The organism is Nocardioides campestrisoli, assembly GCF_013624435.2.
Lineage (GTDB): Bacteria > Actinomycetota > Actinomycetes > Propionibacteriales > Nocardioidaceae > Nocardioides > Nocardioides campestrisoli.
In genome coordinates this window covers 2,253,294-2,274,089 of record NZ_CP061768.1, presented here as the reverse complement: position 1 = coordinate 2,274,089, position 20,796 = coordinate 2,253,294, and the positions used below count along the sequence as shown (strand labels likewise).

Genomic DNA, 20,796 nt, shown 5'->3' with positions numbered 1-20,796 from the left:
CGATGACCTCGTCCTCGCGCAGGTGCGCGGTCCTCGGGGACCCGGTGGCGCACTCCCTGTCCCCGGTGCTGCACCGCGCCGGGTACGCCGAGCTCGGCCTGGACTGGAGCTACGAGGCACGCCGGGTCCCGGCCGGCGCCCTCGCCGGGTTCGTCGACCGCCTGGACGCCACCTGGCGCGGGCTCTCGGTGACCATGCCGCTCAAGCACGAGGCGCACGCCCGGGCCGACCGGCTGACCCCGGTGGCGCGCACCGCCGGGGTGGTCAACACCCTGGTCCTGGCCGACGACGGGACGGTCCTGGGGGACAACACCGACCTGCCCGGCGCGGTCGCCGCCGTGCGGGAGCGGACGGACGCCGCGCTGCGGCACGCCGTGATCCTGGGTGGCGGCGCGACGGCGACCTCGGTCGGCCTGGCCCTGGTGGGCCTGGGGGTGACCACGGTGGACCTCCTGGTCCGCACGCCGGAGCGGGCCGCCGGCACGGCGGCGGCGCTGCGGGCCCACCCCGCGGAACCCCGGGTGCACGTGCTGCCGCTGACCCCGGGTGACGCGGACGCCGCCGTCGGCGGAGCGCTCGACCAGGGGGCGGCCGACATCGTCGTCTCGACAGTGCCGGCCGCGGCCCAGACCGCGGAGCTGGTCGAGCGCCTGCGGGACGCCACCTGCCTCTTCGACGTCGTCTACGACCCCTGGCCCACCCCGCTCGCCAAGGCGGCCCGCGGGGTGGTGGTCTCCGGGCTGGACCTGCTCGTGCACCAGGCGGCGCTGCAGTTCACGCTGTTCACCGGGGAGCCCGCGCCGCTGGCCCGGATGCGGGCGGCGGGGGAGCAGGCGCTGGCCGAGCGGTCGCGCACCGGGGCGGGCGCATGATCGAGGCAGCGGCGCTGGGCCTGCTGGTCTCGGGCCTGGGCGGTCTGCTGGTCCCGCCGCTCATCGCCCGGATCCCTGAGCCCGCAGAAGAGCCGGCTGAGCAGCCCGACGGGCACGACCGGGCCGAGGACGGGGCGCTCCCCGAGGAGCAGGCGCCCCCTGAGCCGGCCGAGGTGAAGGTGCCCTACGCCGAGATCGCCGAGGCCCGCGGACTGCGCTGGCGGACCGCGACGGCCTCCGGGCTCGCCGGCGCCCTGCTCGGCGCCACGCTCGGCTGGGACTGGTCCCTGCTCTTCCTGCTCCCGCTGGTGCCGGTCCTGGTCGCGCTCTCGGTGGTCGACTGGCGCACCCGCCTGCTGCCGACCTGGCTGGTCTCGCGCACCTACGTGGGGTTGCTGGCTGCGCTCGTGCTGACGGCCCTGCTGGCCCGCGACCCGGGCGGGCTGGTCGGCGCCGGGTGGGGCTGGCTGGTCGCGGGGGCGTCGTACTTCGTGCTGTGGTTCATCTACCCGCGCGGGCTCGGCTACGGCGACGTCCGGCTCTCCGGGGTGCTGGGCCTGGCGCTGGGGCACCTGGGCTGGGCCGAGCTGCTCACCGGGCTCTACAGCGGCTTCCTGCTCGGGGGCGTGGGAGGCGGGCTGCTCGCCCTGATCGGGGTGGCCGACCGCAAGGGCGTGCCCTTCGGACCGTTCATGGTGCTCGGTGCCCTGGTCGGCGTCGTCGTCGGCCCGGAGGTCGCTGGACGTCTCGTGGGGGGCGGAGCCTGATCGGTCCGGGACCCCCTCGTGAAAGACTGCCGCCATGCTGCGATGGCTCACTGCGGGCGAGTCCCACGGACCCTCCCTGGTCGCGATCCTGGAGGGCCTTCCCGCCCACGTCCAGGTGACGAGCGACGAGATCTCCGACTCCTTGGCCCGGCGACGACTCGGCTACGGCCGTGGCGCCCGGATGAAGTTCGAGCAGGACGTGGTGCGCCTGCTGGGCGGCGTCCGGCACGGCGAGACCCAGGGCGGCCCGGTGGCCATCGAGGTGGGCAACAGCGAGTGGCCCAAGTGGGAGAAGGTCATGTCCGCCGACCCGGTGGACGTCGACGAGCTGGCCACCATGGCCCGCAACGCTCCGCTGACCCGGCCGCGGCCGGGCCACGCCGACCTCGTGGGCATGCAGAAGTACGACTTCGAGGAGGCGCGGCCGATCCTGGAGCGTGCCTCCGCGCGTGAGACCGCTGCCCGGGTGGCGCTCGGCCGGGTGGCGACCAACTTCCTGAGCCAGGCGCTCGGCGCCGAGGTGGTCTCGCACGTTGTCGAGCTGGGCGGCGTGGCCGCCCCCGCCGGCCTGGTCCCGACCCCTGACGACGTGGCCCGGCTCGACGAGGACCCGGTGCGCTGCCTGGACCCCGAGGCGTCCGCGGCGATGGTCGCCGCCATCGACCAGGCGCACAAGGACGGCGACACCCTCGGCGGCGTCGTCGAGGTGGTCGTGCACGGGCTGCCCCCGGGCCTCGGCTCGCACGTGCACTGGGACCGGCGGCTCGACGCGCGCCTGGCCGGTGCGCTGATGGGCATCCAGGCGATCAAGGGCGTCGAGGTCGGCGACGGGTTCGACCTGGCCGCGACCCCGGGGTCACTGGCCCACGACGAGATCGTTCCCGGACCCGACGGGCTCCGGCGTACCTCGGGGCGCTCCGGTGGCACCGAGGGCGGGATGAGCACCGGGGAGGTGCTCCGGGTCCGCGCCGCGATGAAGCCGATCGCCACGGTGCCCAGGGCGCTGCGCACGGTCGACGTCGCCACCGGTGAGGAGGCGGTGGCCCACCACCAGCGCTCCGACGTCTGTGCGGTCCCCGCGGCCGGCATCGTGGCCGAGGCGATGGTCGCCCTGGTCCTCGCCGACGCGGTCCTGGAGAAGTTCGGCGGCGACTCGGTCGCCGAGACCCGCCGCAACGCGGAGAGCTACCTGTCCACCCTGAGGTTCAGGTGAGCCCCGAGCCCGGCACCACCGGGCCGCGCGCCGTCCTGGTGGGACCCATGGGCGCCGGCAAGACGACCGTCGCGAGCCTGCTCGCGCAGGCCTGGGACGTGGAGTTCCGCGACACCGACGACGACGTGGTCGCCGTGGACGGGCGGAGCATCTCCGACATCTTCGTCGACGCGGGCGAGGAGCACTTCCGCCGGCTCGAGCGGGCGGCCGTGGAGCGGGCGCTGCGCGACCACCGGGGCGTGCTCGCGCTGGGCGGCGGGGCGGTGCTCGACCCGGACACCCGCGAGCGGCTCGCGGGCCACCCCGTGGTCTTCCTGCGCGTCGGTCTCTCCGACGCGGTCAAGCGGGTGGGTCTGGGCAGCGGTCGCCCGATGCTCCTGGGCAACGTGCGCGGCCAGATCAAGGCCCTGCTCGACGAGCGGGCGCCGGTCTACGAGTCGGTCGCGACCCTGACCGTCGACACCGACGGGCGGACGCCCGAGGACGTCGCCGAGGAGATCCTGGAGGCTCTCGCATGACCGTCACCCCCGACCAGACCGTGCTGCACGTCGGCGGCGCCGCGCCGTACGACGTGGTCGTGGGCCACGACCTCGCCGACCGGCTGCCGGAGATCCTGGGCGACCAGGTGCAGCGGGTGGCGCTGCTCTACGCCGGCCAGCTCGGTGCGCTGGCCCAGCCGGTGGCCGACGCACTCGCGCCGCACTACGACGTCCTCGCGCTCGGTCTGCCCGACGGCGAGGCGACCAAGACGATCGAGGTCGCCGCCGACTGCTGGGAGGCACTCGGCGAGGCGGGCTTCACCCGATCCGACGCGGTGGTGACCCTGGGTGGCGGCGCCACCACCGACCTCGGCGGCTTCGTGGCCGCGACCTGGCTGCGCGGCGTGCGGGTCGTGCACGTGCCGACCACCGTGCTGGGCATGGTCGACGCCGCCGTGGGTGGCAAGACCGGGATCAACACCGGTGCCGGCAAGAACCTGGTGGGCGCCTTCCACGAGCCCGCCGGGGTGCTGTGCGACCTGCGCCTGCTGGAGACGCTGCCGCGCGCGGAGCTGGTGGCGGGCCTCGGTGAGGTGGTCAAGTGCGGCTTCATCGCCGACCCGCGCATCCTCGAGCTGGTCGAGCAGAGCGACCCGGGCGACCTGGTGCCCGGCTCCCCGGTGCTGCGCGAGCTCGTCGAGCGCGCCATCCGGGTCAAGATCGACGTGGTCGTCGACGACCTGCGCGAGACCGGCGGCAGCGGGGGACACCCGGGGCGCGAGGTGCTCAACTACGGCCACACGATGGCGCACGCGATCGAGCGCGCCTCGCAGTACTCCGTGCGGCACGGCGAGGCGGTGGCGATCGGCTCCGTCTTCGTCGCCGAGGTGGCCCGGCTGGCCGGGATCCTGCCTGCCGCCGTGGTCGACCGGCACCGCGAGGTCCTGACCCGCGTGGGCCTTCCGGTCACCTGGTCCGGCGCCGGGTTCGAGGAGCTGCGGGCCGCGATGGCGGTGGACAAGAAGTCGCGCGGCTCCCAGCTGCGCCTGGTGGTGCTGGAGGACGTGGCGCGTCCCCGGGTGCTGGCCGGTCCCGAGGAGGAGCACCTCCGGGCGGCGTACGAGCTGATGACGGGAACCGCCTCGTGACCCAGCCGGGGGTGCCGCGGCAGGTGCTCGTGCTCAACGGCCCCAACCTGGGCCGGCTGGGACGCCGGCAGCCGGAGATCTACGGCACGACCACCCACGCCGAGCTCGCCGACCTCTGCCGCTCCTGGGGTGCGGAGCTGGGTCTGGCGGTCGAGGTGCGGCAGACCAACCACGAGGGCGAGCTGCTGGACTGGCTCAACCAGGCCGCCGACGACCGCGTCCCCGTGGTGCTCAACGCCGCGGCGTGGACGCACTACTCGCTGGCGCTCTACGACGCCTGCGCGCAGCTCGAGGCGCCGCTGGTCGAGGTGCACATCTCCGACCCGAAGAGCCGGCCCGAGGCGTTCCGGCACACCTCGTTCGTGGAGCCGCACGCGGCCGCCACGGTGGCCGGTCGTGGGGTCGAGGGGTACCGGGACGCCCTCGCCTGGCTCGCAGCGCACGCCTGAGCGACGAGAGGGCCGCGCGGGCCTCTGTCGTCACCGCCGGGCACTTTTCCCGACGGCGGTGGTCGGGCGATAGACTCACCGGCTGTCCCTTCTCCCACGACAAAGGCTGGCACTCGCGCATGGCAACGACGAACGACCTCAAGAACGGCATGGTCCTCAACATCGACGGACAGCTCTGGTCCGTGGTGGAGTTCCAGCACGTCAAGCCCGGCAAGGGCCCGGCGTTCGTGCGGACCAAGCTGAAGAACGTCGAGTCCGGCAAGAGCGTCGACAAGACCTTCAACGCGGGCACCAAGGTGGAGACCGCGAACGTCGACAAGCGCACCATGCAGTACCTCTACAACGACGGCACCTCCTACGTCTTCATGGACACCCAGTCCTACGAGCAGCTCGAGGTCCCGCCGGAGGTCGTCGGCGACGCCAAGAACTTCATGCTGGAGAACCAGGACGCCATCGTGGCCACCAACGACGGCCGCGTCCTCTACATCGAGCTGCCGGCCTCGGTCGAGCTGCTGATCGCCGAGACCGAGCCGGGTCTGCAGGGCGACCGCTCGACCGGTGGCACCAAGCCGGCCACCCTGGAGACCGGCCACGTCATCCAGGTGCCGCTGTTCATCACCTCCGGGGAGAAGGTCAAGGTCGACACCCGCGACTCGTCCTACCTCGGCCGGGTCAAGAGCTGATCGCGGTCCGGAGCACGAGGACACCTCTGATGTCGGCACGCAGCAAGGCACGCAAGCGGGCGCTGGACGTCCTGTACGCCTCCGAGATGCGCTCGGAGTCCCCGGTGGCCGCGCTCGAGCGCGCCGTCGAGCAGGGCGAGGGACCCACGAACGACTACACCTCGGTGCTGGTCCACGGGGTCTGGGAGAACCGCGAGCGGATCGACGAGGTGCTGCGCCGGTACGCCGAGGGGTGGACGCTGGAGCGGATGCCGGCCGTGGACCGCAACGTCCTGCGGCTCGGGGTCTACGAGGTGCTCTTCGTCGACGACGTGCCGGACGCGGTCGCGGTGAGCGAGGCGATGGCCCTGGTGCGCGACCTGTCGACCGACGACTCGCCGAGCTTCGTCAACGGCGTGCTGGGCAACATCGTCCGGCACAAGGACGCGCTCGACTGACCCTCGACCCACGCTCCACCAGGATCCGACGCAGGGGCCGGCCGTTTGGCCGGCCTCTGCTGCGTCCCGGGCCCTGCCTGCGGTCCCGGCCCGCGCCGACATGGGCTAGTGGACGTAGGCGGGCAGCCCGGGCAGGTAGACGTCGTTGACGGGCTTGCCCCAGCGAGCGACCGCCGTGGTCTTCTCCCAGGGCTCGACCACCCGCTGGCGGGTCCGCGACTCGAAGTGGAAGAGCTCGCTGGATGCGACCCAGACGATCCGTTGACCGTGGTGCCGGACCTTGTAGCAGAGGTCGACGTCGTTGAAGTTGAGCGGCAGGGTCTCGGTGAAGCCCCCGACCGCCAGGTAGGTGTCGCGACGCATCGCCGCGCAGGCCGCGGTCACGCCACTGGCCTCCCGGTTGATCACCAGGTCACCGAAGCGCCCCGGTGACTCCCCGGCCGCACCCAGGTAGGGGTGGACGTAGTGCCCGCCGTGGTAGGCGTGCCCGGCGTGCTGGATGGTCCCGCTGCTGAAGAAGAGCTTGGCGCCGGTCATCCCGACGTCGGGCTCCGACAGCGGACCGACCAGGTCCTCGAGCCACCGGTCCGATCGCACGGAGACGTCGTCGTTGAGCAGGACCAGGTGGTCGCCGGTCGCGTGCAGCACCCCGAGGTTCATCTTCCGGCTGTAGTTGAACGGCTCGGTGAAGGGGACCAGGACCAGCTTGTCCCCGGCGATCCTGCGCAGCTCGTCCAGCACCGGCTCCGGGGTCGGCGGGTCGTAGACCACCACGATCTCGAGGTTGTCGTGCTGGGTGCGCTCGATCACCGTACGCACGGCCTCGAGCACGTAGATCATGTGCACGCCCCAGACCAGTCCGCCCTTCCCGATGGTCGGGATGACGAGGCTGACCCGGGTCTCCGGGTCGAGCCGGCGGTCGAGCCGGTAGTGGCCAGGGTGCGGGCCGAAGTCGACCTCCGCCTCCAGCCCGAGCCGGTCGACGTGGTCCTGGACGGCCTGGCGGCCGGCGATCCAGGCGTACGGCTTGGCGTTCGCGTCCGCTGCGGCGGAGCCGGGGACGACGCGCCAGTGGTACAGGATCTCCGGGATGTGCACGATGGTCCGGGCCTGCTCGGTCACGCGCAGCGCCAGGTCGTGGTCCTGCGAGCCGTCGTACCCCTCGCGGAAGCCGCCCACCTCGCGGACGAGGGAGGTGCGCATCACCGAGAGGTGGCTGGTGTACATCTGCCCGCGCAGCCGCTCAGGTGACCAGTCCGGCTTGTGGAAGGCGTCGTAGTGCCGGCCGGTGTCGTCGACCTTGTCCTCGTCGGAGTAGAGGTAGTCGACGTCGGCGCGGGCGGCGATCTCCTCGGCGTTGCGGCGCAGGGCGTCCGGGGTCAGCAGATCGTCGTGGTCCAGCAGGACCAGGAACTCACCGCGCGCGCGGTCGATCGCGTCGTTGGAGGCCGCGACGATGTGCCCGTTCGTCTCGCGCGCGACCACGACGAACCGCTCGTCGCGCTCCGCGTGCTCCCGGAGCAGCTCGAGCACGGCCGGGTCGGGGGAGCAGTCGTCGACGAGGATCCACTCCCAGTCCTGGTGCTCCTGGGCGAGGACCGACTCGATCGTCTCGCGCAGCACGTCGAGCGGCGGGGCGTAGACGGGCGTGACGATGGAGAACAGCGGCGCTGTCATGCGTTCCTCAGAGCTCGGGGGTCTTGCCGCGAGCCAGACGACGGCCGATCCGCCAGGCCCGGGACGTGCGGACCTGGTCCAGCTTGGACTCCGCCCGCTCGGCCCGTCGCTGCTGGTTCGTCAGCTTCGTACGCAGCTTGCGCACCCGCTCCTGCTGGGCGACGACCCGGTTGTTGAGCCTGGTCGCCTGAACCTGCAGCTGCAGCTTCTCCGCCTCCAGGCCGATGATGTGGTCGCGGGTGGTCAGCACGTCGTGCTGCGCCTTGCGCAGCAACCCCTCCAGCTCGGCGACCCGGCGCGTGGCCGAGCGGTCGCGGGCCTGGCGACCCAGCAGTGCACGCTGCTCTCGCAGGCCGGCCTCGAGCGGGGCCATGGCCGACTCGTACCGGTGCACGATGTCGCGCGGCTGAAGGTCCGCGCGCTCGAAGAGCACGGCATCGACGGAGAGGAAGTCGAGGTTGAGGTCGGTACGCCGGAAGAAGCCCCGCTCCGCGAACGAGGCGGCCCACTCCCACGGCGAGAAGCCGTCGAGCAGGAGCCCCTCTCGGGAGGGGGAGAAGAGCACCCGGTCGGTGGCGGCGCAGACCGCGTCGATGATCGCCTGGGCCGTCGGGCCGTCCGTCGCCTCCAGCGCCTCGAAGCAGGAGACGAGGTCGTAGCGCTGCGGCAGCGACCTGCTCCAGTCGTGCACCTCGAGCCGGTCACGGACCTCGGGGTGCGCTCCGGCGAGCGCCTCGTCGTCGACGTCGATGCCCCGGGCGTCGACACCCTTCTCGGCGAGCGCCTGCACGAGCAGGCCCGAGCCGCAGCCCAGGTCCAGCGTGGTCTTCGGGTTCGCGATGGCGATGATCCGGTCGGCGACGGCCCGCTTGCGCTCACGGACGGTGTCGTCGTGCCACTCCCACGTGGTGGGCTGCAGGGTCTGCGCAGCCACTCCGCCCGCCGGCGTTGCTCCCTGCGACGACATCAGACACGTCCCTCGTGAATCGGCCCCCAGCGCAGAGCGTCGCCCCGTTCGCTGCCTTCGAATGCGCCGTCACCCTACCGCATCTGGGACTCGCCGCTGTGGCGCATGTGCCGCTCGGCGCGCTCGGGTGTCGAGACGTGGGCTGAGCCTGCTGCGGGCGCCTCTGTTCGGGCGTCGTTGCTAGGCGTGCGACGTGATCCCGTGCACCGCGAGGGCCACCGCCGAGCTGACCAGGAAGTCCTTGACCTGGGGGGCGGAGATCTCCGCGGTGGCCGGGGTGCCGGGGGCGAGCTCGCGGACCAGGATGCCGACGCGGGCCAGCTGCAGCGCGCCGAGCGCGCTGGCGTACAGCACGTTGGCCAGGACGTGCGGGTCGCTGACGGAGAACTCGCCGCTCTCGCGCCCCTGGTCCAGCACGGTGGTCAGCACCACCAGGCAGCCGGAGATGGCCCGGCCCAGCTTGAGGGCCGTCTCCTCGCTCACCTCGTCGAGCAGCTCGGGGCCGGTCCGCCCCATGAGGGACTGGGCGCAGTCGACGAACGCCGGGTGCCCGATGCCGTAGTCGGCGAAGGTGCTGACCAGGGCGACCAGCCGGTCGGTGCACGGAGCGGTCCGGTCGTCGGCGGCGTCCAGAAGGCCGCGCAGCTCGTCCAGGTAGCCGACCAGGGTGAGGGCGAAGAGCTCCTCCTTGCCGCTGAAGTGGCGGTAGACGATGGCCCGGTTGATGCCGACGGCGCGGGCGATGTCCTCGATCTGGGCGTCGCGCACGCCGCGCTCGTCGAAGAGTGCCCGGGTCGCGGCCAGGATCTCCTGCGTCCGCACCCGGCGCCGGGCAGCCGCGGCGCCGCGCCGGGTCGGCTGCGACAGGCTTGCCGTCTGCTCCATGGTCGTCAGTGTAGGCCAGGTGCAACTCCGTGTGACACACGTGTGATGGCAACCACGGCCCCGGCTCAGGAAGGCGGGAGCAGGGCGCGGACCGTCTCCAGCGTGTCGGCCTCCTCGGGCCCCTTGTCGTCGCGGTAGCGCACGACCCGGGCGAACCGGAGCGCGACTCCGCCGGGGTAGCGGGGCGAGCGCTGCACGCCGTCGAGGGCGACCTCCACCACCTGCTCCGGGCGCAGCGACACCACGTACGAGGACCCGTCGACCGGGGAGGTGGCCAGCTCGGTGAACCGCTCGGTCTGCCAGGCGAGCATCTCGTCGGTCATGCCCTTGAAGGTCTTGCCCAGCAGGACCAGGGAGTCCCCGTCGCGGGCGGCCAGGTGGATGTTGGAGAGCCGGCCCTTCCGCCGGCCCGAGCCCCACTCGACGGCGACCACGACGAGGTCGAGGGTGTGCACGGGCTTCACCTTGACCCACGAGGCGCCGCGCCGACCTGCGGCGTAGGTGGCCTCCGGGTCCTTGACCACCACCCCCTCGTGCCCGGCCTGCAGTGCCGCGGCGAGGAAGGCGGCGGCCTCCTCCTCGGAGTCGGTGACCAGCCGGGGCGCCAGGTGCCGCTCAGGCACGAGGTCGGCGAGCACCTGCCAGCGCCGGCTGGCGGGGGAGTCGAGGAGGTCGTGGCCGTCGGCGTGCAGCACGTCGAAGAAGTACGGTGTCACCTGCAGGTCGCCGCCGGCCGTCGCGACCCGGGAGGCGGTCTCCTGGAAGGCCTTCGGCCTGCCGTCCGGACCCAGCAGCAGCGCCTCGCCGTCGAGCACCAGGTCGTCGGCGGCCAGCGACCCCACGGCCTCGACCACCTCGGGCAGCCGGGCGGTGATCTCGTCCAGCGACCGGGTCCAGATCCGGACGTCGTCGCCGCGCCGGTGCACCTGGATCCGGATCCCGTCGAGCTTGGTGTCGATGCCCACCGCCCGGCCCGGCGCCGCCTTGGTCATGGCCGCGGCCACCGCGGGGGCGCTGGAGGCGAGCATCGGCAGGACCGGGCGTCCCACCGTCAGCCCGATCCGGTCCAGCGCGTCCGCGCCCTCGCGCAGGGCGACCGTGGCCACCTCCACCGTGCTGCCCGAGAGCATCGCGGCGCGGCGGACCAGGGTCACGGGGATCCCCGCGGCCTGCGCGACCGCCTCCTGCAGCACCGCGTCGAGGGCGCCCTGGCGCACCTGGCCGGTGAGCACCGCGCGGAGCCACTCCTGCTCGGCGGTGGTGGCCCGGCGCAGCAGGGACTCGACCGCGGCCGCGCGCGCGGCCTGGGAGCCCGGCCCGGCCAGCACGGAGATCCGCTCGAGCGCCTCGTGCACCTCGCGCAGCTCCAGCGAGGGCTCGTCGGCCGGCGGGGGCAGGACGGCGAGGCTGCGCCACCCGAGACCGGTACGCCGCTGCAGCAGCCGTCCCGACAGGTAGGCCGCGGCGACCTCGGTCTCGGCGGGCTCGACCTCGCCGAGGACGGCGGCGAGAGCCTGGACCTTCGCCTTGCGGGAGCGGGTGGCGGCGGCCTCGCCGGAGGCGCGGACCACCCGGGCCAGCAGCACCGTCAGCCGCCGATCCGGCTGCGGACGGCGTACAGCTCGGGGAAGAAGGTCAGGTCCAGGGCCCGGCGCAGGAAGTCGACCCCCGACGACCCGCCGGTGCCCGGCTTGTGGCCGATGGTGCGCTGCACGACCTGCAGGTGCCGGAACCGCCACTGCTGGAAGGCGTCCTCCAGGTCGACCAGCTCCTCGCAGGTCTCGTAGATCCCCCAGTGCCGCTCCGGCTCGGCGTAGACCTGGGCGAAGACGTCCACCAGCCCGGGGTGCGAGGACCGGGACCGCGTCCAGTCCCGGTCGAGCAGGTCGGCGGGCACCGGCAGCCCCTGCCGGGCGAGGAAGGCGATCAGCTCGTCGTAGAGCGACGGCTCGGCGAGCAGCTCGGCCAGTGCCTGGCGCTGGGCGGGGTCGTGGGCGAAGACCTCGACCATCGCGGCGTCCTTGTTGCCGAGCAGGAACTCGACCTCGCGGTACTGCGCCGACTGGAAGCCCGAGGAGGAGGCGAGGAACGGCCGGATCCGCACGTACTCGCTGGGGGTCAGGGTGGCCAGCACCGACCACTGCTCGGTGAGCGTGTGCTGGATGTGCTTGACCCGGGCCAGCCGTTTGAGCGCCTGGGGCAGGTCGTCGGCGCGCAGCAGGTCGCGGGCCGAGCGCAGCTCGTGCACGACCAGCTTGAGCCACAGCTCGGTGGTCTGGTGCTGGACGATGAAGAGGAGCTCGTCGTGCTGCGGCGGCACCGACCGCGGGACCTGCGACGAGAGCAGCCGGTCCAGCTGGAGGTAGTCGGCGTAGGACATCTGCCCGCCGAGGTCGCGCTGGATGGACTCCTCGAGCTCGCGTCGCGGGCCGGTCTCCGACGGTGGTCCTGTCTCCGGAGTGGTCATGGCCCCACCGTATGCCGCGAGGCTCGGCGTACGGGCTGCTGCGCGCCGGCTCCGGCGGGCGCACCCAGGAGGGCCAGCTCCAGGACCAGCCGGTCCCACGGCACCCGCGGGTCGCGACCGGTGAGCTCGCGGATGCGGCGCAGCCGGTAGCGCATGGTCTGGGCATGGCACCGGGCCGTCCGGGCGGCGTCGGCGGCGTTCCCCGTGGCCAGGAACGCGTCCAGTCCCTCGAGCAGCGCGCGGTTCTCGCCGAGCGGACCGAGGACCAGCCGGTGCAGCGCGCTCGGGTCGGCGTCGCGGTGGCCGGCAGCCACCGCCAGGACGGCGGCGTCGGCGTCGTCGAGCAGCCGGTGGCTGCCGGCGAGCGGGCCGACCAGCGCCCGGGCGGGGACCGACTCCAGCGCGTGGCGGGCCAGCCGGAAGGCGCGCGGCAGCTCGCGCACGGCGTGGTCCGCGAGGGCGACCGCGCGCACGGGCTGGGAGGCCGCGGCCAGGCGGCGGGCCAGGACGGCGTGCGGCTCCGGGGGAAGCAGGGCCACGCCGAGACCCTCGTGGGTCCGGGTCAGGAGGTCGGCCGGCGCCTCGGCCCGTTCTGTCTCGGCGCCGGTGACCAGCCGGCGCCACCAGTCGTCGGCGTCCCGACCGCCCGGCAGCGCCGCGACGACCAGCACCGGGTGGGCGGGCAGTCGCACCCCGAGCTCGCGGGTGCGGTCCGCGATCGCCGCGGGGGTGGCGTGCCGTCCGGTCAGCAGGTCGTCGAGCAGCTCCTGCAGCGCCCGCTCGCGGTCGGCGCCCAGCCGTTCGGCGGTCGCGGAGTGCCCGGCGTACAGCGCCTCGGAGAGGGCGTCGATGCTCGCCATCCACAGCCGGGCCAGCGCCAGTGCGTCGGTGACCTCGAGCCGTTCCACCGCGCGCGCCGCGACCAGGTCGGTGACCGCAGCACCCGCGACCCGGTAGGCGCGGAGCACCACCGGCAGCGGCCGCCCGTCCAGCGCGCGTGCCGCGCCGATGCCGCGAAACCGCAGGAGGTCGCTCTCGTCGAGCGCGGAGTCCTCCACCCACGCGTCGAGCACCCGGGACGCGCCCCAGCCGGCGATCGCGGCGACCTCGTCCAGCTGGGCGGGCTGCAGCGAGTCGTACGCCGGGATCTCGGCGCGCACCGCCGCGACGATCACCCGGGTGACCCCCTCCAGGTCGGCGATCAGCTCGTCGCGCACCGTGCGCCGCGTCTCGATGCTCATCCGGTGACAATAGCGATGCTCAGAGGAGACGAGTCTGATTGACGGGGTGGGGACCTGCCCGGAGGCTCACGTCATGGTCACCTCGCCGCACCCCGGCCCCGCCTCCCAGTCCTCCTCGACGACGGCCACCGACGTGCTCGTCGTCGGGCACGGCCTGGCCGGCCTGGTGGCCGCGGCGGAGGCCGCGGACGCCGGTCGCCGGGTGGTGCTGCTCGACCAGGAGGGGGAGCAGTCCCTCGGCGGCCAGGCGCACTGGAGCCTGGGCGGCCTCTTCCTGGTCGACACCCCCGAGCAGCGCCGGATGGGGATCAAGGACAGCCACGAGCTGGCGCTCGCCGACTGGCTGGGCAGCGCCCAGTTCGACCGGGAGGAGGACCGCTGGCCGCGTGCCTGGGCCGAGGCGTACGTCGACTTCGCCGCGGGCGAGAAGCGCGCCTGGCTCCGCGGCATGGGACACCGCGTCTTCCCGGTGGTGGGCTGGGCCGAGCGCGGCGACGGACGGGCGGACGGGCACGGCAACTCGGTGCCGCGGTTCCACCTCACCTGGGGGACCGGGCCGGGTGTGGTGGCGCCCTTCGAGCGCCGGGTCCGCGAGCACGTGGAGACCGGTCGGATCGTGCTCGCGTTCCGGCACCGGGTCGACGAGATCGTCGTGGACCAGGGCACCGTCACCGGGGTCCGGGGCGTGGTCCTGGCGCCCACCGCCGCGCCGCGCGGGGTGGCCAGCACCCGCACGGTGCTCGGCGACTTCGAGCTCTCTGCCGCCGCGGTGATCGTCTGCTCGGGCGGCATCGGCGGCAACCACGACCTCGTCCGGAAGGCCTGGCCGGCCCGGTTGGGCACGCCGCCGGCGACGATGGTGGCCGGCGTGCCGGCGCACGTGGACGGGCGGATGGTGGCGATCTCCACCGACGCCGGGGCGCACCTGATCAACCCCGACCGGATGTGGCACTACGTGGAGGGGATCCGCAACTGGGACCCGGTCTGGGAGAACCACGGGATCCGGATCCTGCCCGGCCCCTCGTCCCTGTGGGTGGACGCGGAGGGCAACCGCCTGCCGGCCCCGCTGTACCCCGGGTTCGACACCCTCGGCACGCTCAAGCACCTCCGCGGCACGGGCTACGACTACTCCTGGTTCGTCCTCACCCGGAAGGTGATCGAGAAGGAGTTCGCGCTCTCCGGCTCGGAGCAGAACCCCGACCTCACCGAGAAGGACGTGCGCCTGCTGCTCTCCCGGGTCACCGGCGACGGTCCGCCGGCGCCGATCCAGGCGTTCCTGGACCACGGGGAGGACTTCGTCGTGGCCGACGACGTCGCGGGCCTGGTAGCCGGGATGAACAAGGTCGGCACGGACGCGACGATCGACGAGGCGCGACTGCGCGCCCTGCTCGAGGCGCGCGACCGCCAGCTGGACAACCCCTACGGCAAGGACGCTCAGGTGACCTTCCTGCGCTCGCACCGGCAGCACCGGGGCGACAAGATCGTCCGCACCGCCCGGCCGCACAAGTTCCTCGACCCGCGCAACGGCCCGCTGATCGCGGTCCGGCTCAACGTGCTGACCCGCAAGACGCTCGGCGGCCTGGAGACCGACCTCGGCGGACGCTGCCTGACCAGCACCGGCGAGCCGCTGCGCGGGCTGTACGCCGCTGGCGAGGTGAGTGGCTTCGGCGGCGGCGGGATGATGGGCTACAACGCGCTGGAGGGCACGTTCCTGGGCGGCTGCCTGTTCTCCGGGCGGGCCGCCGGGCGGGCCGCGGCGGCTGACCTGGCCTGAGGGACCGAGGGCTACCGTCGGAGGCATGAGCGGACCTCTCGAGCGACGGTGGCGGCCGAGCTGGCCCTGCCCCGTGCGCGAGGTGCTCACCCAGCACCGGCGCGGCGGCGGCGACCCGACGCTGCGCACCCTGGGCGAGGTGGTCTGGCGCGGTTCCCGGACCCCGGAGGGCACGGTCACGCTGCGGGTGGAGCCCTGCCCGGGGGTGGGCGAGGTGCATGTCCAGGCCTGGGGTGCGGGTGCGGAGTGGGCGCTGGACCGGCTGCCCGCCCTGCTCGGGGCCGATGACGACCTCTCCGGCTTCGTCGCCGCCCATCCGCTGGTCGCAGAGGGACGTCGTCGGCACCCGCACTGGCGGCTCTCACGCACCGGTCTGGTGATGGAGTCGGTGGTGCCGTCGGTGATCGAGCAGAAGGTCACCGGCCAGGAGGCCTTCGCCGGCTTCCGCCGCCTGGTACGCCGGTTCGGCGAGCCCGCGCCCGGCCCCGGCGTCGAGCGCGACCTGTGGGTCCAGCCCTCGGCCGAGCGGATCCGGACCATCGCCTCGTGGGAGTGGCTCCACCTGCACATCGACCCGGCGCGGTCCCGCGCCCTGGTCCGGGCAGCCGCGGTGGCCGACTCCCTCGAGCGGCTGGGCGCCCGCGGCGCCGAGGAGCTAGACCGAGGGCTCCGCAGCCTGCCGGGCATCGGGGTCTGGACCAGCGCGGAGGTCCGTGCCCGGGCGCTCGGCGACCCGGACGCGGTCAGCTTCGGCGACTACCACGTGGCCAAGGACGTGGGCTGGGCCGTCACCGGCGCGCCGTTCACCGACGAGCAGATGGCGGAGTTCCTGGAGCCGTGGCGACCGCACCGGGGGCGGGTGGTCGCCTACCTGGGCATGACGGCCGGGCACCGGCCCCGGCGCGGGCCGCGGATGGCGCCGCGCACCCACCTCCCCGCGAGGCCGGTGACGCGGCGGTCCTGAGCCGGGCTCAGAGCAGGGGACGGAGCGGGGCCAGCACGAACTCGGTGAACTTGCGGTGCAGGTCGCGTGCCTCCCACTCCTCGCGGGTGATCTCGAGGCAGTTGGACTCGTCGATGGCGAAGATCTTCTCCATCAGCGCGGCCATCTTGTCGTCGATCAGCTCGACGTTGATCTCGTAGTTCCCGGTCAGGCTGAGGCGGTCGACGTTCGCGGTCCCGACCGTGGTCCACTGCCCGTCGATCGTCGAGGTCTTGGCGTGCACCATCGCGTCGCGGTAGCGCAGGATCCGGACCCCGGCCGCGAGCAGCTGGGAGTAGTAGCCGCGCGAGATCCAGTCGGCCACGATGTGGTTGGACTTCAGCGGGAGCAGGATCCGGACGTCGACGCCGCGTTCGGCCGCGTGCTTGAGGGCGTCGACGAAGTCCTGGTCCGGGGTGAAGTAGGCGTGGGTCATCCAGATGTTGTCGGTGGCCCGGTTGATCGCCTCGAGGTACATCGAGCGGATCGGGAACATCCACAGGCGCGGGATGTTGCGGGAGAACCGGATCCGGGGCTCCCAGGTGGAGTGGGCCTCCAGGAGCAGCGGGCGCTCGCTGGGCCGCAGCCGGTTGCGCCGGTGCAGGTTCCAGAAGTCGGCGAATGCCCGCTTGAGGTCCCAGACCGCGGGGCCGGTGATCGCGATGTGGGTGTCGCGCCACTCGGTCGCGTACGCGGTGCCGATGTTGTAGCCGCCGACGAAGCCGACGGTGTCGTCGACCACCAGGATCTTGCGGTGGTCGCGCCCGTAGCGGCTGAGGTCCCAGAACTTCAGGCCGGCGTTGTACAGCGGGTAGCGCAGCACCTTCAGCGACCGCGGGAACCGCTTGAACCGGGGGGAGACGACCAGGTTGGCGAACGCGTCGTAGATGCAGTAGACCTCCACGCCACGCTCGGCGGCCGCGACCAGGGCCCGCTTGAAGGCCTCGCCGACCTCGTCGCCCTTCCAGATGTAGGTCTCGAAGAGGATCTGGTGCTGGGCGCCGTCGATCGCGGCCAGCATCGCGTCGTACAGGTCCTGGCCGTAGGTGTAGGTGGTGATCGTGCCGTCGCCGATGGCCACCGTGCTCGGCGCGGCCCGCGGGAACGGCTTGGGCTTCTTCCCGCGACGACGGTAGGAGTCGACCAGGGTGAGGGCGAAGGCCAGCAGGAACGGGGTGCCGACGACCGCCACGAGTGCGCGCCGGACGGCTCTCAGGGTGCGTTCTGCGCTCGTGTTCCGGCTCACAGGCACAGAGTAGCGAGCGGTCCACGCACGCCTCGCGCGTCCCTCTCGTCCCACGGGGCCGGGGTCGGTTCCGCGCCGCCCGGGTCTGTCGGTGCCTGGACGTAGGCTCGGGGCATGCGTCCAGTGACAGACCTCGAGCGCCGGGTCGCGCCGTTCCACGTGGAGTCGGACTACACGCCCTCCGGCGACCAGCCCACTGCGATCGCCGAGATCAGCCGGCGGCTCCAGGCCGGTGAGCAGGACGTGGTGCTGCTCGGCGCGACCGGCACCGGCAAGACCGCGACCGTGGCGTGGGTGGCCGAGCAGGTGCAGCGGCCGATGCTGGTGCTCCAGCCCAACAAGACGCTGGCCGCGCAGTTCGCCAACGAGCTGCGCCAGCTCTTCCCGAGCAACGCGATCGAGTACTTCGTCTCCTACTACGACTACTACCAGCCGGAGGCGTACGTCCCGCAGACGGACACCTACATCGAGAAGGACTCCTCGATCAACGAGGAGGTGGAGCGGCTGCGGCACTCCGCGACCAACTCGCTGCTGACCCGGCGCGACGTCATCGTCGTCTCCACCGTCTCCTGCATCTACGGCCTCGGGACCCCGCAGGAGTACGTCGACCGGATGCTGCGGCTCAAGGTCGGCCAGGAGCGCGACCGGGACGAGATCCTGCGCCAGCTGGTCAACATCCAGTACACGCGCAACGACATGAGCTTCACCCGCGGCACGTTCCGGGTCCGCGGCGACACGTTGGAGATCTTCCCGGTCTACGAGGAGATGGCCGTGCGGGTGGAGTTCTTCGGCGACGAGATCGAGCGGCTGATGACCCTGCACCCGGTCACCGGCGAGGTGCTCACCGAGGACGAGGAGCTCTACGTCTTCCCGGCCACCCACTACGTCGCCGGTCCCGAGCGGATGGAGCGGGCGATCGCCGGTATCGAGCACGAGCTCGCCGAGCAGCTGGCCACCTTCGAGCGGCAGGGCAAGCTGCTGGAGGCGCAGCGGCTGAGGATGCGCACCACCTACGACATCGAGATGATGCGCCAGGTCGGCTCCTGCTCGGGGATCGAGAACTACTCGATGCACATCGACGGGCGCCAGCCCGGCTCGGCGCCCAACTGCCTGCTCGACTACTTCCCCGAGGACTTCCTCCTGGTCGTCGACGAGTCCCACGTCGCGGTGCCGCAGATCGGCGGCATGTACGAGGGCGACATGTCCCGCAAGCGCAACCTGGTCGACCACGGCTTCCGGCTGCCCAGCGCGATGGACAACCGTCCGCTCAAGTGGGAGGAGTTCCTCGAGCGGATCGGCCAGACGGTCTACCTCTCCGCCACCCCGGGCAACTACGAGCTGGACCGGATCGGCGGGGTCGACAACGCCGTCGAGCAGATCATCCGGCCCACCGGGCTGGTGGACCCCGAGGTCGTGGTGAAGCCGACCAAGGGCCAGATCGACGACCTGATCCACGAGATCCGGGAGCGGACCGCCAAGAACGAGCGGGTCCTGGTGACCACGCTGACCAAGAAGATGTCGGAGGACCTGACCGACTACCTTCTGGAGGCCGGGATCCGCACCCGGTACCTGCACTCCGAGGTCGACACCCTGCGCCGGATCGAGCTGCTGCGCGAGCTGCGGATGGGGGACTACGACGTGCTGGTCGGTATCAACCTCCTGCGCGAGGGTCTCGACCTGCCCGAGGTGTCGCTGGTCGCGATCCTGGACGCGGACAAGGAGGGCTTCCTGCGCTCGGACAAGTCCCTGATCCAGACCATCGGCCGCGCCGCCCGCAACGTCTCCGGCCAGGTGCACATGTACGCCGACAAGATCACCCCCTCGATGGAGGCGGCGATCGAGGAGACCAACCGCCGCCGGGAGAAGCAGGTCGCCTACAACAAGGCGCACGGCGTCGACCCGCAGCCGTTGCGGAAGAAGATCGCCGACATCACCGAGATGCTCGCCCGCGAGGACGAGAACACCGCCGAGCTGCTCGCCACCTGGCAGGGCACCGGTGCCCGCGGCGACAAGTCCAAGAAGTCGCCGGTCCCCGGGCTGTCCAAGCTCAAGACCGCCGAGCTGCACGAGAACCTGCCCGACACCGCGGGGATCCCGTCGACCGACCTGGCCGAGCTGATCCAGCAGATGACCGACCAGATGAAGAGCGCCGCCGCCGAGCTCCAGTTCGAGGTCGCGGCCCGGCTGCGCGACGAGATCGGTGACCTGAAGAAGGAGCTGAGGCAGATGATGGAGGCGACGAAGTGAGTGCCGTCCGCGAGTTCCAGGTCACCTTCGACGCGCACGACCCCGACCGGCTCGCCCGGTTCTGGGCGGAGGCGCTCGGCTACCGGCTGGAGCCCCCGCCGGCGCCGTTCGCCAGCTGGGACCAGGCGCTGGAGGCCTGGGGCGTGCCGCCCGCCGCGCGGAACTCCAAGTCGGCGATCGTCCCGCCGGAAGGGGGCGCCGGTCCCCGGGTCTTCTTCCAGCAGGTCCCCGAGGCGAAGACGGCCAAGAACCGGGTCCACCTCGACCTGCGCGCAGCCCAGGGGCTGGAGGGCGAGGCCGCGCTCGAGGCGCTGGAGACCGAGTGCACCCGACTGGTGGGTCTCGGGGCGGTCCGCGTCCGGCGCTCCGAGCCCGGGGCGGAGCCGGGCAGCGACGGCTACCTGGTGATGACCGACCCGGAGGGCAACGAGTTCTGCCTGGACTGACGCCGCTCTCCCGGCGGGAGGCGGATCAGCGCGCCGGCTCGGCCGCGGGCGCCTGGTCGCGGCCGGCGACCACCCGGTATCCCTCGGTCTCGGGGTCGAAGGTGGTGGACTGCACCGTGAGCCCGACGCTCCGCAGCTGCGCCACGAGGTCCTCGTACCGGTAGGGCCAGATGGACAACCGTTCCGAGCAGGCCCGCACCGCCCCCTCCGGCTCGATCCGGGCGACCACGATCTCGAGGACGTGCTCCTGCTCCCAGCGCTGCTCGATCTGCCAGGAGTAGCTGACGACCGCATCGCGGTCGTGGCGGCGGACGAGTCGATCGCGGACCTCTACCCGCGAACCGGCGGAGCGCACGAGCGCCCAGTTGCGCGAGGTGAGCACGAGGCGTCCACCTGGACCCAGCAAGCGCGACATGGCTTCGAGTGCGGTCAAGCGTCCGGCTGCGCCCTCGGCGTGCCCGAGCGAGTTGCCGACGCAGAAGACCACGTCGAACGCGGCGTCCTCCAGGTGGTCGGGCAGCTCGCCCCAGCTCGCGCGGAGGGCTCGAAGTGACACGCCGTGCTCGCCGGCCAGGTTCTCGGTCCGGCGGACCATGCGATCGCTGGCGTCGGTCGCGACCACGTCCAGGTCGAGACCCGCGAGGCCGACGGCGAGCTGGCCGGTCCCGCACGCGCAGTCGAGGACGCGGGCACGCGGCGGCAGAGAGCCCACCACGTCGCTGCCGTAGACCGCGGCTGCCTGGGCGGGGGTCAGCTTGTCGTCCCCGATCAGCCACTCGTACACGTCGGACATCGCCCCGTACCCAGCCACTGTGA

At 72.7% G+C, this 20,796-nt stretch carries 20 protein-coding genes; 12 read left to right on the top strand and 8 right to left on the bottom strand.

Annotated features, from left to right (window positions below; translation table 11 throughout):
- Positions 1-2: 2 nt before the first annotated feature.
- The 8 genes from H8838_RS10765 to nusB all read left to right on the top strand — a co-directional run bounded on the left by H8838_RS10765 (position 3) and on the right by nusB (position 6,048).
- Positions 3-872: a shikimate dehydrogenase gene (locus tag H8838_RS10765; protein ID WP_185996504.1), complete on the top strand. Its 870-nt coding sequence runs from the start codon at positions 3-5 to the stop codon at positions 870-872.
- On the top strand, positions 869-1,639 hold the full coding sequence (locus H8838_RS10760; RefSeq protein WP_185996505.1) for a prepilin peptidase: 771 nt from the start codon (positions 869-871) through the stop codon (positions 1,637-1,639). Before H8838_RS10765 ends, H8838_RS10760 begins: the two co-directional genes overlap by 4 nt.
- Before the next feature lie 34 nt (positions 1,640-1,673).
- Entirely contained in the window at positions 1,674-2,852 is a 1,179-nt protein-coding gene (gene aroC / locus H8838_RS10755; protein ID WP_224766067.1) for a chorismate synthase, read from the top strand.
- Positions 2,849-3,370, top strand: a complete 522-nt coding sequence (locus H8838_RS10750; RefSeq protein ID WP_263458193.1) for a shikimate kinase — start codon at positions 2,849-2,851, stop codon at positions 3,368-3,370. The genes aroC and H8838_RS10750 overlap by 4 nt, the downstream gene beginning before the upstream one ends.
- Entirely contained in the window at positions 3,367-4,479 is a 1,113-nt protein-coding gene (gene aroB / locus H8838_RS10745; RefSeq protein ID WP_181311135.1) for a 3-dehydroquinate synthase, read from the top strand. Before H8838_RS10750 ends, aroB begins: the two co-directional genes overlap by 4 nt.
- An 11-nt stretch (positions 4,480-4,490) precedes the next feature.
- Positions 4,491-4,928: a type II 3-dehydroquinate dehydratase gene (locus H8838_RS10740; protein ID WP_181311375.1), complete on the top strand. Its 438-nt coding sequence runs from the start codon at positions 4,491-4,493 to the stop codon at positions 4,926-4,928.
- 119 nt (positions 4,929-5,047) lie between these two features.
- Positions 5,048-5,611, top strand: coding sequence for an elongation factor P (gene efp / locus H8838_RS10735; protein WP_181311134.1), 564 nt, complete (start codon positions 5,048-5,050; stop codon positions 5,609-5,611).
- A 29-nt stretch (positions 5,612-5,640) separates the two neighbouring features.
- Positions 5,641-6,048, top strand: a complete 408-nt coding sequence (nusB, locus tag H8838_RS10730; protein WP_181311133.1) for a transcription antitermination factor NusB — start codon at positions 5,641-5,643, stop codon at positions 6,046-6,048.
- Between the two features lie 105 nt (positions 6,049-6,153).
- On the opposite strand, the gene H8838_RS10725 is transcribed toward nusB, so the two are convergent.
- From H8838_RS10725 to H8838_RS10700, 6 genes are all read right to left on the bottom strand, one after another.
- A complete protein-coding gene (locus H8838_RS10725) occupies positions 6,154-7,725 on the bottom strand; it encodes a glycosyltransferase family 2 protein (protein ID WP_181311132.1) in 1,572 nt (523 codons plus the stop codon).
- 7 nt (positions 7,726-7,732) lie between these two features.
- Positions 7,733-8,659 carry a class I SAM-dependent methyltransferase gene (locus H8838_RS10720; protein ID WP_181311131.1) on the bottom strand — a complete coding sequence of 309 codons (927 nt, stop codon included), beginning with the start codon at positions 8,657-8,659 and terminating at the stop codon, positions 7,733-7,735.
- A gap of 213 nt (positions 8,660-8,872) precedes the next feature.
- Positions 8,873-9,577, bottom strand: coding sequence for a TetR/AcrR family transcriptional regulator (locus H8838_RS10715; protein ID WP_185996506.1), 705 nt, complete (start codon positions 9,575-9,577; stop codon positions 8,873-8,875).
- Positions 9,578-9,642: 65 nt separating this feature from the next.
- On the bottom strand, positions 9,643-11,163 hold the full coding sequence (locus tag H8838_RS10710; protein WP_185996507.1) for an ATP-dependent DNA ligase: 1,521 nt from the start codon (positions 11,161-11,163) through the stop codon (positions 9,643-9,645).
- Positions 11,164-11,165: 2 nt separating this feature from the next.
- Positions 11,166-12,044 carry a tryptophan 2,3-dioxygenase gene (locus tag H8838_RS10705; protein WP_181311128.1) on the bottom strand — a complete coding sequence of 293 codons (879 nt, stop codon included), beginning with the start codon at positions 12,042-12,044 and terminating at the stop codon, positions 11,166-11,168.
- Positions 12,041-13,285, bottom strand: a complete 1,245-nt coding sequence (locus H8838_RS10700) for a PucR family transcriptional regulator (protein WP_185996508.1) — start codon at positions 13,283-13,285, stop codon at positions 12,041-12,043. Before H8838_RS10700 ends, H8838_RS10705 begins: the two co-directional genes overlap by 4 nt.
- Positions 13,286-13,358: 73 nt before the next feature.
- Between H8838_RS10700 and H8838_RS10695 the strand changes: the two genes are divergently transcribed.
- Together H8838_RS10695 and H8838_RS10690 are read left to right on the top strand one after the other, a co-directional pair.
- A complete protein-coding gene (locus tag H8838_RS10695; protein ID WP_185996509.1) occupies positions 13,359-15,059 on the top strand; it encodes an FAD-binding dehydrogenase in 1,701 nt (566 codons plus the stop codon).
- A 25-nt stretch (positions 15,060-15,084) separates the two neighbouring features.
- On the top strand, positions 15,085-16,023 hold the full coding sequence (locus H8838_RS10690) for a DNA-3-methyladenine glycosylase family protein (protein ID WP_185996510.1): 939 nt from the start codon (positions 15,085-15,087) through the stop codon (positions 16,021-16,023).
- Between the two features lie 7 nt (positions 16,024-16,030).
- Here H8838_RS10690 and H8838_RS10685 read toward each other — a convergent pair whose 3' ends face one another.
- A complete protein-coding gene (locus H8838_RS10685) occupies positions 16,031-17,287 on the bottom strand; it encodes a phospholipase D-like domain-containing protein (protein WP_181311124.1) in 1,257 nt (418 codons plus the stop codon).
- A gap of 114 nt (positions 17,288-17,401) precedes the next feature.
- On the opposite strand from H8838_RS10685, the gene uvrB reads away from it, so the two are divergent.
- A complete protein-coding gene (gene uvrB / locus H8838_RS10680; RefSeq protein ID WP_181311123.1) occupies positions 17,402-19,534 on the top strand; it encodes an excinuclease ABC subunit UvrB in 2,133 nt (710 codons plus the stop codon).
- The gene (locus tag H8838_RS10675) at positions 19,531-19,980 is read left to right on the top strand and encodes a VOC family protein (protein WP_185996511.1); all 450 of its coding nucleotides are present in this window, start codon (positions 19,531-19,533) and stop codon (positions 19,978-19,980) included. Before uvrB ends, H8838_RS10675 begins: the two co-directional genes overlap by 4 nt.
- 25 nt (positions 19,981-20,005) lie before the next feature.
- Here the strand turns inward: H8838_RS10675 and H8838_RS10670 are convergent, their stop codons facing one another.
- Positions 20,006-20,791, bottom strand: a complete 786-nt coding sequence (locus H8838_RS10670) for a class I SAM-dependent methyltransferase (RefSeq protein ID WP_185996512.1) — start codon at positions 20,789-20,791, stop codon at positions 20,006-20,008.
- Positions 20,792-20,796: the final 5 nt, after the last annotated feature.

Coding starts and splice junctions, on each gene's coding strand:
- nusB (WP_181311133.1), top strand. CDS start 5,641: ATGTCGGCACGCAGCAAGGCACGCAAGCGGGCGCTGGACGTCCTGTAC.
- H8838_RS10725 (WP_181311132.1), bottom strand. CDS start 7,725: ATGACAGCGCCGCTGTTCTCCATCGTCACGCCCGTCTACGCCCCGCCG.
- H8838_RS10690 (WP_185996510.1), top strand. CDS start 15,085: ATGAGCGGACCTCTCGAGCGACGGTGGCGGCCGAGCTGGCCCTGCCCC.
- H8838_RS10695 (WP_185996509.1), top strand. CDS start 13,359: ATGGTCACCTCGCCGCACCCCGGCCCCGCCTCCCAGTCCTCCTCGACG.
- H8838_RS10765 (WP_185996504.1), top strand. CDS start 3: ATGACCTCGTCCTCGCGCAGGTGCGCGGTCCTCGGGGACCCGGTGGCG.
- H8838_RS10715 (WP_185996506.1), bottom strand. CDS start 9,577: ATGGAGCAGACGGCAAGCCTGTCGCAGCCGACCCGGCGCGGCGCCGCG.
- H8838_RS10705 (WP_181311128.1), bottom strand. CDS start 12,044: ATGACCACTCCGGAGACAGGACCACCGTCGGAGACCGGCCCGCGACGC.
- aroC (WP_224766067.1), top strand. CDS start 1,674: ATGCTGCGATGGCTCACTGCGGGCGAGTCCCACGGACCCTCCCTGGTC.
- aroB (WP_181311135.1), top strand. CDS start 3,367: ATGACCGTCACCCCCGACCAGACCGTGCTGCACGTCGGCGGCGCCGCG.
- efp (WP_181311134.1), top strand. CDS start 5,048: ATGGCAACGACGAACGACCTCAAGAACGGCATGGTCCTCAACATCGAC.
- H8838_RS10760 (WP_185996505.1), top strand. CDS start 869: ATGATCGAGGCAGCGGCGCTGGGCCTGCTGGTCTCGGGCCTGGGCGGT.
- uvrB (WP_181311123.1), top strand. CDS start 17,402: ATGCGTCCAGTGACAGACCTCGAGCGCCGGGTCGCGCCGTTCCACGTG.
- H8838_RS10700 (WP_185996508.1), bottom strand. CDS start 13,285: ATGAGCATCGAGACGCGGCGCACGGTGCGCGACGAGCTGATCGCCGAC.